The sequence below is a fragment of the Bacillus cereus group sp. BfR-BA-01379 genome (assembly GCF_022663605.1).
GTDB classification, from domain to species: domain Bacteria; phylum Bacillota; class Bacilli; order Bacillales; family Bacillaceae_G; genus Bacillus_A; species Bacillus_A mobilis.
In genome coordinates, this window is the sequence record NZ_JAKUFT010000021.1 from 59441 (window position 1) to 70641 (window position 11201).

Sequence of the window (11201 nt, forward strand, 5' to 3'; positions counted from 1 at the left end):
TCAAAGAACAATGTTGTTCTTTGAGGCTTTTTCTTTTAACTCACATTATCAAGATTAAATCGCTGAATGGAAGTCATTTGATTTAGGCGGAGAAGCTGCTTTTTTCATAAGTACTTCCCATAAGAGTACGGATTTCTTCCATTCTGCTGCAGCCTGTCCCTTTTGATACATAGCGTTCTCATAACTGAAAGTAAGTTGTTGCATATCGGCCGAGTTGTAAAGTGTATCGATGTAGAGAGCATATTCTCGGAATGTTTGACTTTCCCCTCGTGGTATGCCAATTCTCGCAAATTGTTTCAAAAGTGCGCCATAAGCTTTGCTATAAACAGCATCATCTTTTCGGTATTTGTAGAAAAGAATGATAAAAAATGTAATCCATTTCATTCTAGTAGCGAAGAGAGTGTATCCTATAATACTAATTAGTATCGAAGAGAGGAATAGGTACCACCAAGAAAATCCATTTTTAGCATTTGTAATCTTTTTAGTAGGAGCTTCTTCTGTATCTTCTATTAAACTTTTGAGCTTTGCTTCATTGTTTCTTTGGTGCATTTGCGCGTTTTGAGAATTAGTTTCTTCGCTATTTTGTATAGTAGGAGCAGGAGCATTATTTGTGAAATTATAGGGATTCGTAAATCCTTTTGTCGGTTCGAATGGAATCCATCCGTATCCAGGGAAATATACTTCGACCCAAGAATGTGCGTTATCGTTCGCGATTTTATAAACATCCTCACCTTCTGCAGAGGCAAGCGTATTATCAAGAGTTCCTTCTGAATAACCTTTTACCCAGCGAGCAGGAATCCCGGCAGAACGAAGTAACACGATCATAGACGTCGAGAAATTATTACAGTAGCCGCTTTTTGTATCAAAAAGGAATTGATCAACATAATCTTGATTTTTGGCAGGGAACAATACATTCGTTGTTTCATATACAAAAGAATGATCGGTGAAATATTTTTCAATAGCTAATACTTTATCATATCGGTTGTATTTATCATTTGTTAGATTAACAGCTAAGTCTCTTACTCGCTGTGGTAATGATTCGGGAAGTTGCGTGTATTTTGTCATGAAATAAGGATTTGTTTCTTGACCTTCATTCGTTTTTACAGCTTTCAAGTTTTCTATGGAAAACTCCGGGATCCCATATGTTACTTTATATGAATGTAAAGTAGTAGAAGAGTCTCCGTCCATCGTATAGATTTTTTCTGTAAATGGGTCAATGCTGTATGATACATCAGAAGAGGCCTCAACTGATATTAATCCTGCTGGATAGGTAAGGTGAGGATAACTTTTTTGCATGGTAATTGTTGCCTCAGTTGCCTCTGTTTTTGTATTTTGTTCGTACCAGCTTACGACATCGTTTTTATTTTTAAAAGAAACCTTTTTTTGATTTTCAGAAATTTCCCAGCCTTTTCCTGTATAAAAATCTTTCGTTTCGACTCTCCAATATTGTTTGTTTTGCGTTTGTGCTGTGAAAACAATTGTAGGATCCGCCTTAAAAGGACCACCTAATCGCGAGTCATCTAAACCATACCCGATTTTAGAAACTTCTTGTTTTTTACTTGCTTCGGATGTATTGAATTTTAAAAAATCCATTGGGTTTGGCCATTGAGGGCCAAATTTTGGCGCAAAGTATGCGATGGTTGCTGACAATACAATAAATATTGTAAGAGGTCTAAGTAATTTTGAGATTTCTCTAGCATAATTTTGTAAGTGTTCGATCTCTTTTATTCGTTCTATGCGAAGAAGACTAAGCATAAAAAAGCCGATGACAACAGTACGAATAATAGCGTAGTTTGCATTGTATAAATGTAAGTTATGAAAAACGGTGATATAAATAATAGTCAATATAAGAAATAACAAACCGCGTTTTTTATGAATCATCCCAAAAGAGATGAAAGCACTCAAAAACCAAAATGATAAAAAAAATAAAAATGCTGTAAAAACTGGAGAAATATCTAGCAAATTCCCCTGAAATAACAGGGAGGAATTTCGAGAAATATCAGTAAAAAATTTCGTTAGCCAAGATGGATTTATAAAAGCATTTTTATAATATAGGAAATGAATGATGAATAAAATCGTGACGATTTTTATTGGCATCTGCCACTTTGTTTGAAAAAAAGAGAGAGTGAAGCAAATCCCTATAAATATTACAAAAATATCTAATCTACCTACGTTTGTAATACCTATGAGAGGCCTTAGCCATTCTAGTAAAAGTAGAAATGCGCATGCATGCATGAAAAATCTGTTCATATTCAATTGTTTTTTTGTTTGTAATGTTATCATTTGCTCACCTCAAAAAACACGTTTGTATATTGGTTTCCATAAACCACATTTACAAATATTTTTCGTTTTTGTAGAGTTTCTAGCATACTTAGTTCTCGGTGTGAGAGCTGATTTGCTTTTTCTTTTACGACAAACACCATTAATTTTCTATTTTTTATAGCAGCAAAGTCAGCCGCCTTTTGAATATCGGGAGAAAGATCGCTTGTTACGAGTATAATCGTGACGGGCTCATAAATTTTTCTTAATTCCATTTCTACACTCCGGGAGAGCGGGAATACACTATCTGCTTGTACTTTCGCTAAATGACAAAAGATTTGATGCAACTGATTATCTCCATTGTCTAAAGGGAAAAAAGTTCGTTCTTTTCCGACAGATACGAATGACGCTGGTGAATTTTGTTTCAAGACAGACCTGACAATAGAGGCAGTAAATGTGACGACTGATTCGAATAGAGGGGATGGGGTTCTGTCCATGAATATCATAATATTATGGCTGCGCTGTTGTTCAAACTCTTTCGTCATAATGTTGTTTGTTCGGGCAGTTGCTTTCCAATCAATCCATGAAAAGCGGTCACCAGGTTTATAGTCTCTCACACCGACAGAAATGGTAGAGTCTTTTACTAAATTTATATTTGCTGAAAGCGCTCCTTGTTCGAAATGATTTTCCATTTGTCGATATGTTATATCTACATACTGGGGATAGACTAAAAATGTATCTGGAACTGAAAAAGTTATTTCTTTCTCCATCATACCGAATAAATCACCAGTTTTGACACGTACGCTTGAAAAAGAGTGCTCTCCTCTAGGGATTGTGTCAATTGCATATTGAAACGAAACATTTCGTTTCAATCCTGGAAAGAGTATTACTTTATTCATCTTTGTTTGTTTACAATTTGTAAATTGTGATGGCAGTACATCTTCTATAATTAAATAAAGTAAGGGAAAAGGAAAACTTCTTTTTATTGTAATCGTACTTAAAAATGGTTCTCCTGCTACATATTCGTCTTGATTTGTTATTCGTTTTACCTCGGCGTTCCGTAAAGCATAGAAGGGAAGCAGTAGTGAATAAAGGCCAATAGGAATCATACTGTAAAACAAAAACCAACTTACAAATCCTCCTTGAAGCATAGCGTATACAAATGTTAAGACTAGGCATAACGGAATAAGTGATAACTTAGTAAAATGATAGAGTGCTCGTAGTATCCGTTTCATCAAAGGTTCATCTTCCTTTGAGTAGGTACGGTAGTTCGCGCAACGATTTTTGTGATAACTTGTTCTCCTGTAATTCCTTCAAATTTTGCCTCCATTTTTAGAATGAGTCTGTGAGCCAATACGTAAGGAGCTAAAAATTTAACATCGTCTGGAATAACATAATTTCTACCATGGATGAATGCATATGCTTGTGAAGCTTTCATTAAAGCAATCGAGCCACGTGGACTTGCACCAAGCTGTATAGAACTATAAGAACGAGTCTGACTAACAAGCTTTACAATGTAATGCTTGATTGCTTTGTCCATGCTTATTTCCCGTACGCTTTGTTGTAAATAAAGTAATTCTTCTATTGTAGTAATAGCTTGTAAATGGGAGAGGGGATTTGTTTTTTCCATCCGGTTTAAAATTTCAAATTCTTCTTCTTGTGTAGGATATCCCATTTTTAGTTTCAATAAGAAACGATCGAGCTGTGCTTCTGGTAAAGGGTATGTTCCCTCATATTCGACCGGATTTTGTGTAGCCATTACAAAGAATGGTTTTGGTAACGGTCTTGTCCTGCCATCTATTGTAATATTGCCTTCTTCCATGCTTTCAAGTAAGGCAGATTGTGTTTTTGGAGATGTACGATTAATTTCATCAGCAAGTATAAAATTCCCCATGATTGGTCCAGGTTTGAACTCAAATTGGAGCTCTTTCGGATTATAAATAGAAACACCTGTTACATCTGACGGCAGTAAATCAGGTGTGAATTGAATGCGCTTGTAATCAGCATCGATAGATTTAGAAAGAGCACGTACTAACATTGTTTTCCCAACGCCAGGAACATCTTCTAATAGTACATGACCTTCAGCTAAGAGAGCTGTCAAAGCTAAGATCGTTTCTTTTCGCTTTCCGACCATTAACTTTTCAATATTATTAATTATTTTTTCTATAATGGGATGTAATGAATCAAGCTGGTGCATCGTAATCCTCCTAATGTTATTATCGTTTTTTAATCTATTGAGTGGAAAATAGAATGTATCCATCTAATTGCGGGCAGTAAAGATTTTATCTTTAATTCCAAGAATATTCAGATTATTTATTCTGATTACATCTAGTATAATTGTTTCCGTAACTTTGGACAATATGGTAAATAATGATTTGTAGTTTTATGTAAAATATGTATGGATATAAAATAGTATCGTTGGAGAAAATAAATTCCTTATTAAATCAGAGTCATCCTTCGATAACGTTAAGATCCATTGGAATTACTGGAGAACAAATCGAAGACAAATTAAAAACGTTCAAAATATAGTCGGTATAGATACCGGCTTTTTTCTTTAAGGGCGGAGGAGATATTCGGAAGTTGTATTTGCCAGGTGCCTGAAACAGCGGCGCAAAATTTAAAATTTTAGGGCTTGAAGTCGAGAGTATATTCGTTGTATTTTGAACTCCTTTCATTTTTAAAAAAATAATAACGAAGACTAACGCCTTTTATATTAGTAGTAGCCTTCGTTATTATTTATTATGATATATATTTGTGCTTTATTTTCGTTCCACCTTACCTCATTATTTAGATTAAGTATTTAATTTTTTGTAGTTAGTATTTATCATTTATTAATTTTATTAATGATATTATTTATCCCCTCAAATAGTGCATCTTTGACTACTTCAGTATAATTACTATAATTATCATTTTTGTCGATTATTATATCCATGACTTGCTTTAACTTTCCATCAACTATAATTGTTACCCCTTGTAACTTTTCACCAGTCTGCTCATTTTCGAATTCCTCATTTAATATAGTTACTACATCTTTATTACTCATACTATTATCATCCTTATCCCGTTTAAATTATAGTGAAAATAGATTGTTATTAAACTCATCTATCCAATATTTTTCTGATTTAGGTATTAATTTAGTGAAATCTTCATATTTACCATTCCAATCTTTTGGTATATATTCTTCATATGATGCTGGTTCTGGGAACATTGAATATAGTATTTTATCATCAAAGTTAATTAATAACACCGGACTAAAATCTAATAGATCTTCTCCTGCATGTTTACTTTTAATATTTTCAAGTAGTAAATAATTTAATTCCTCTTTAGTTGTGTTATATTTATTAATCCTTTGTAAAAATACTTCTACATTTTCATTGTCTAATACTTTTATTCCATTTCTTTCTTCAGTTTCGTCATTATCTTCAATGCTTACACCTAAATTTTTATATGCATTATTTAACTTATTATAATCCAAAAACCATAGTTCTTTATCTGTTACATACCATCTAAATTCATTATTATATATGACGGCTACTATAATGTTTTCTGCATAAAGCGGTTCTAATATCATAATCTACTCCTTTTATTATTACTTTATAGTCCTGCCATTCTTGGCGTATTCTTCTATCCATTCAATCCAAGGTGCTGGCAATTCATAAGAATTTCCTGGCGTTGTTGGGTCAACTATTTTCGGTGCAGTTCCTCCTTGATTTAGGGGGTTTGATTTATATCCTTTTTGAGGTATTGCATTTTCATTTATAAAATCATCTAACGATTTAGGTATATCAAATTCAACTATCTCTGCATTACTTCCTCTTTTATTTAAGAAATATTTTGCATGCTCATCATTACCTGTACTTACATTTAAATTAGCTTTCTTATTAGGTATTTCTACATTACTATTTTCATCTACAGTTATCCTAGTTCTACTTGCATTTGGAGGTGTTCCACCTTGAACACGTCTATAAGTGACCATTTCCTCTTCAGCTTGTGTAATTCTCTTAGTTGCCTTAGAAGCTTCAGTCGCTCTATCGGCATTCTTAATACCCTCTAACGCATTAGTAGTCATCTTCACGCTTTTTCCGACTTTAGCAAGTTTTCCAAAAGGTGTGAGTCCAGCTACCGCCATTCCTCCAGCAAATATTCTATCCCAAGTGGAAAGCTTTTCACCGGTAGAGGGATCAATGCCATCCCAAGCACGTCTAATATCGTATTCACCTGTCAATTCACCTGCTATATCTCTAGCTAGTTTTTTTTCATCAAAACTTTTCTCTTCCATCGTAGATGACTTTTGAAAGATAATAATTTTCATTGGAAAAAGGAAATGAGTATAACAAACGTATCCTTTGAGCATTCAATATTAGTAGGTGAAATTAGAATAATTAGAAGAAGGTGCTGAATAGAACGTGAGAAAAGAGTCTACCAAAAAAGCATAAAAAACTTCTCAATATACTTATAAAGAAAAACGTAGGAATGTCTCCTGCGTTTTTTCTTTTGCAAAATAGTCGATACCCCAAAATACTATTCTCCTAATAATTAAGATTAACCATAAATCTTCACAACGGAACAAAGGATTTTCTCACAAACTTATTTTCTACTGAATTTTTGACAATCTCTTGAACTGTGCGAAATGTCACATCTGTATTTTACAACCTCTTTTATAGTAAGGGTATGTAAGAGAGACGTATTAAAGGAGTGAACAGTATGAAGAAGAAACCTTCAGCACTAATGAGACGTTTAAAATATTTTTCACCAATAGATCGTTATAACGATAATCATACACAAGAAACATATGAAGATCGCGAATGGGAGAATGTGTACAGAAAGCGTTGGCAGCATGATAAAGTAATTCGTTCTACACACGGCGTGAACTGTACTGGTTCATGTAGCTGGAATATATATGTGAAGGATGGAATTGTAACTTGGGAAGGACAGGAGCTTAACTATCCGACTACAGGTCCTGATATGCCTGATTTTGAACCACGAGGATGCCCACGTGGAGCAAGCTTTTCTTGGTACATTTACAGTCCACTTCGTGTGAAATATCCGTATGTACGTGGTGTTCTTTGGAATATGTGGCAAGAGGAGTTGAAAAATAACGAGTCACCATTAGATGCTTGGAAAAGCATTGTGGAAAACCCTGAGAAGGCACGTACGTATAAGCAGGCGCGTGGTAAAGGGGGATTCATTCGTGCGAATTGGGATGAAGTGTTACAACTCGTTTCAGCTTCTTTACTATACACAGTAATGAAATACGGTCCAGACCGAAATGTTGGTTTCTCACCAATTCCAGCTATGTCGATGTTAAGTCATGCAGCTGGTAGTCGCTTTATGCAACTTATGGGTGGACCGATGCTTAGTTTTTATGATTGGTACGCAGATTTACCACCAGCTTCTCCGCAAATTTGGGGCGATCAAACAGATGTACCAGAAAGTAGTGATTGGTATAACTCGGGTTACATTATGACGTGGGGTTCAAATGTACCGATGACGAGAACTCCAGATGCACACTTTTTAGCAGAGGTTCGATATAAAGGAACAAAAGTCGTTTCTGTTAGTCCTGACTTCGCTGAATCTACAAAGTTTGCAGATGATTGGATTAGTGTGAAACAAGGTACGGATGGTGCACTTGCGATGGCAATGGGTCACGTAATCTTACAAGAATTTTACGTAGATAATCAAGTGGAATACTTCACAAAGTATGCGAAGCAATATACTGATTTTCCTTTCTTCGTCACATTGAAACAAAAAGGAGACCAATTCGTTGCTGATCGATTCTTAAATGCTTCTGATATTGGACGTGAAACGAAGTTAGGAGAATGGAAACCTGTACTTTGGAACGAGAACACGAACGATTTTGCAACACCTCACGGCACAATGGGATCACGTTGGGATAACGAAAAGAAATGGAACTTACGTTTAGAAGATGAAGAAACAGGTGAAAAGATTGAACCACGTCTATCTTTACTTGGAATGGAGGAAGCGATTAAAACGGTGCAAATTCCGTACTTCTCTGATGATGGAAATACAATATTAGAACGTACAATTCCAGTGAAAAAGGTTATGACAGAAGAAGGTGAAGTGTTCGTTACAACTGTATACGACTTAACGTTAGCAAATTACGGTGTAAACCGAAGACTCGGCGGACAAGAGCCGAAAGATTTCAATGATGACGTACCGTTTACGCCTGCATGGCAAGAAAAAATGACAGGAGTGAAACGAGAGCTTATTATTCAAATCGCTCGTGAGTTCGCACAAAATGCTGTTGATACGAATGGTCGCTCAATGATTATTGTCGGAGCTGGTATTAACCATTGGTTTAACTCTGATACGATTTATCGCGCCGTTTTAAATCTTGTACTTCTCGTTGGGGCACAAGGTGTAAACGGAGGTGGTTGGGCGCATTACGTTGGTCAAGAAAAATTACGACCAGCAGAAGGATGGCAAACGATCGCGATGGCAAAAGATTGGCAAGGGCCACCGAAATTACAAAACGGTACATCTTTCTTCTATTTCGTAACAGATCAATGGCGCTATGAAGATACACCAGTTGGACATTTGGCATCACCAGTTGAGGGTAAATCACGTTATCAACATCACGGTGATTACAACGTATTAGCAGCAAGACTTGGCTGGTTACCTTCGTATCCGACATTCGAGAAAAATGGAATTGAATTATATAAAGAAGCTGTTGCTTCAGGCGCAACAACGCAAGAAGAAATCGGAAAATATGTTGCGCAAAAACTAAAAGAAAAAGAACTGAAATTTGCAATTGAAGATCCTGATAATAAAAATAACTTCCCGCGAAACTTATTCGTATGGCGTGCAAATTTAATTTCAAGTTCTGGTAAAGGCCACGAATATTTCTTAAAGCATTTGTTAGGTACAACGAACGGATTAATGAATGATGATAGTGATTCGTTACGACCAGAAGAAATTAAGTGGCATGAAGAAGCACCAGAAGGGAAGCTTGATTTACTCATTAATTTAGATTTCCGTATGGCTGGAACAGCGCTTTATTCTGATATCGTCTTACCTGCTTCAACTTGGTATGAAAAGCATGATTTAAGTAGTACAGATATGCATCCATTTGTACATCCATTTAATCCGGCAATCGGTTCACCGTGGGAAGCGCGCTCTGACTGGGATATTTTCACTTCTCTTTCTAAAGCCGTGTCTGATTTAGCGAAGAAAATTGATCTTGAACCGATGAAAGAAGTTGTGGCAACACCGCTTCTTCACGATACACCGCAAGAATTAGCACAACCACTTGGCAAAATTAAAGACTGGAGTAAAGGTGATTGTGAACCAATCCCAGGTAAAACGATGCCACAAATTCATGTTGTCGAAAGGGATTATAAAACGATTTATGACAAAATGACTGCGCTAGGACCAAATGCTGGAAAACAACCGATTGGTACGAAAGGGATTTCTTGGTCTGCAGAAAAAGAATATGAGCAATTAAAGAGCCGATTAGGAGTCGTTCGAACGGATTCTATTGCGAAAGGTTGCCCAGACATAAAAGAAGCAATCAATGCTGCTGAAGCGGTATTAACGCTTTCTTCTACAACAAACGGTCATATGGCTGTAAAAGCATGGGAAGCACTTGAAAAACAAACAGATTTAAAACTACGTGATTTAGCAGAAGAACGTGAAGAAGAATGCTTCACATTTGAACAAATTACAGCGCAGCCAAAAACAGTAATTACTTCACCGGCCTTTACAGGTTCAGAAAAAGGTGGACGTCGTTACTCACCATTCACTACAAATGTGGAACGTCTTATTCCTTGGAGAACGATAACGGGTCGACAATCTTTCTACTTAGATCACGACATGATGAAAGAATTTGGTGAAACGATGGCAACATTTAAACCAATTCTGCAACATAAACCGTTCCGTAAATCACGGCCTGAAGTAGAAGGAAAAGAGATTACATTGAACTATTTAACACCGCATAATAAGTGGTCAATTCATAGTATGTATTTCGATTCATTACCGATGTTAACGCTGTTTAGAGGTGGTCCAACCGTTTGGATGAATAAAGAGGATGCTGAAGAAGCTGGTGTTGCAGATAATGATTGGATTGAGTGCTTTAACCGTAACGGTGTTGTTGTAGCGCGTGCTGTTGTAACGCATCGTATACCGAGAGGAATGGCATTTATGCATCATGCGCAAGATCGCCACATTAACGTACCTGGAACGAAATTAACAAGTAATCGCGGGGGCACGCATAATAGTCCAACTCGAATTCACGTAAAACCGACACATATGATTGGTGGATATGGTCAATTAAGTTATGGATTTAACTATTATGGTCCGACTGGGAACCAGCGTGACTTAAATGTTGTAATTCGCAAACTGAAGGAGGTAGATTGGCTTGAAGATTAAAGCACAAGTCGGAATGGTAATGAATCTAGATAAATGCATCGGCTGCCATACTTGTAGCGTAACGTGCAAAAACACCTGGACAAATCGTCCAGGTGCTGAATATATGTATTTCAATAACGTAGAAACGAAGCCTGGTATTGGTTATCCGAAGCAATGGGAAGATCAGGAGAAATATAAAGGTGGCTGGGAATTGAAAAATGGTGAAATTCAGCTGAAATCAGGCTCGAAAATGAAGCGCCTTATGAATATTTTCCACAATCCAGACCAACCAACAATTGATGATTACTTTGAACCTTGGAACTATGATTATGAAACGTTAACAAATAGTCCGCAGCGTAAGCATCAGCCAGTTGCTCGTCCGAAATCAGCAATAACGGGTGATTTTATCGATAAAATTGAATGGGGTCCGAACTGGGAAGATGATTTAGCTGGTGGACATATAACAGGATTACAAGATCCGAACGTAAAGAAAATGGAAGAAGAAATTAAAACGGATTTTGAAAATGTATTTATGATGTATTTACCGCGCATATGTGAACATTGTATGAATCCAT

The 11201-nt window shown here is 36.2% G+C and carries 7 protein-coding genes and 1 pseudogene; 2 read left to right on the plus strand and 6 right to left on the minus strand.

What is annotated here, in order from left to right:
- Positions 1 to 54: 54 nt before the first annotated feature.
- The 6 genes and pseudogenes from MR113_RS10770 to MR113_RS10795 all read right to left on the minus strand — a co-directional run.
- Positions 55 to 2283: a transglutaminase TgpA family protein gene (locus MR113_RS10770; protein WP_242254126.1), complete on the minus strand. Its 2229-nt coding sequence runs from the start codon at positions 2281 to 2283 to the stop codon at positions 55 to 57.
- Positions 2280 to 3494 carry a DUF58 domain-containing protein gene (locus MR113_RS10775; RefSeq protein WP_242254128.1) on the minus strand — a complete coding sequence of 405 codons (1215 nt, stop codon included), beginning with the start codon at positions 3492 to 3494 and terminating at the stop codon, positions 2280 to 2282. The genes MR113_RS10770 and MR113_RS10775 overlap by 4 nt, the downstream gene beginning before the upstream one ends.
- Entirely contained in the window at positions 3494 to 4456 is a 963-nt protein-coding gene (locus tag MR113_RS10780) for an AAA family ATPase (protein ID WP_000553993.1), read from the minus strand. The genes MR113_RS10775 and MR113_RS10780 overlap by 1 nt, the downstream gene beginning before the upstream one ends.
- 627 nt (positions 4457 to 5083) lie before the next feature.
- The gene (locus tag MR113_RS10785; RefSeq protein WP_242254130.1) at positions 5084 to 5302 is read right to left on the minus strand and encodes a hypothetical protein; all 219 of its coding nucleotides are present in this window, start codon (positions 5300 to 5302) and stop codon (positions 5084 to 5086) included.
- A 27-nt stretch (positions 5303 to 5329) separates the two neighbouring features.
- Complete coding sequence (locus MR113_RS10790; RefSeq protein ID WP_242254132.1) at positions 5330 to 5830, minus strand: hypothetical protein; 501 nt, start codon at positions 5828 to 5830, stop codon at positions 5330 to 5332.
- An 18-nt stretch (positions 5831 to 5848) separates the two neighbouring features.
- A pseudogene (locus MR113_RS10795) lies at positions 5849 to 6535 on the minus strand (pre-toxin TG domain-containing protein); the annotation flags it as partial.
- Positions 6536 to 6963: 428 nt separating this feature from the next.
- On the opposite strand from MR113_RS10795, the gene MR113_RS10800 reads away from it, so the two are divergent.
- Both MR113_RS10800 and MR113_RS10805 read left to right on the plus strand, forming a co-directional pair.
- The gene (locus MR113_RS10800) at positions 6964 to 10647 is read left to right on the plus strand and encodes a nitrate reductase subunit alpha (RefSeq protein WP_242254134.1); all 3684 of its coding nucleotides are present in this window, start codon (positions 6964 to 6966) and stop codon (positions 10645 to 10647) included.
- A partial coding sequence (locus tag MR113_RS10805; protein WP_472927135.1) for a nitrate reductase subunit beta occupies positions 10637 to 11201 on the plus strand: 565 nt, incomplete at its 3' end. The genes MR113_RS10800 and MR113_RS10805, both read left to right, overlap by 11 nt.

Bases quoted from the DNA above. Each gene is read 5' to 3' on its own strand.
- MR113_RS10790 (WP_242254132.1), bottom strand. From the start codon at position 5,830: ATGATATTAGAACCGCTTTATGCAGAAAACATTATAGTAGCCGTCATA.
- MR113_RS10785 (WP_242254130.1), bottom strand. From the start codon at position 5,302: ATGAGTAATAAAGATGTAGTAACTATATTAAATGAGGAATTCGAAAAT.
- MR113_RS10780 (WP_000553993.1), bottom strand. From the start codon at position 4,456: ATGCACCAGCTTGATTCATTACATCCCATTATAGAAAAAATAATTAAT.
- MR113_RS10770 (WP_242254126.1), bottom strand. From the start codon at position 2,283: ATGATAACATTACAAACAAAAAAACAATTGAATATGAACAGATTTTTC.
- MR113_RS10800 (WP_242254134.1), top strand. From the start codon at position 6,964: ATGAAGAAGAAACCTTCAGCACTAATGAGACGTTTAAAATATTTTTCA.
- MR113_RS10775 (WP_242254128.1), bottom strand. From the start codon at position 3,494: ATGAAACGGATACTACGAGCACTCTATCATTTTACTAAGTTATCACTT.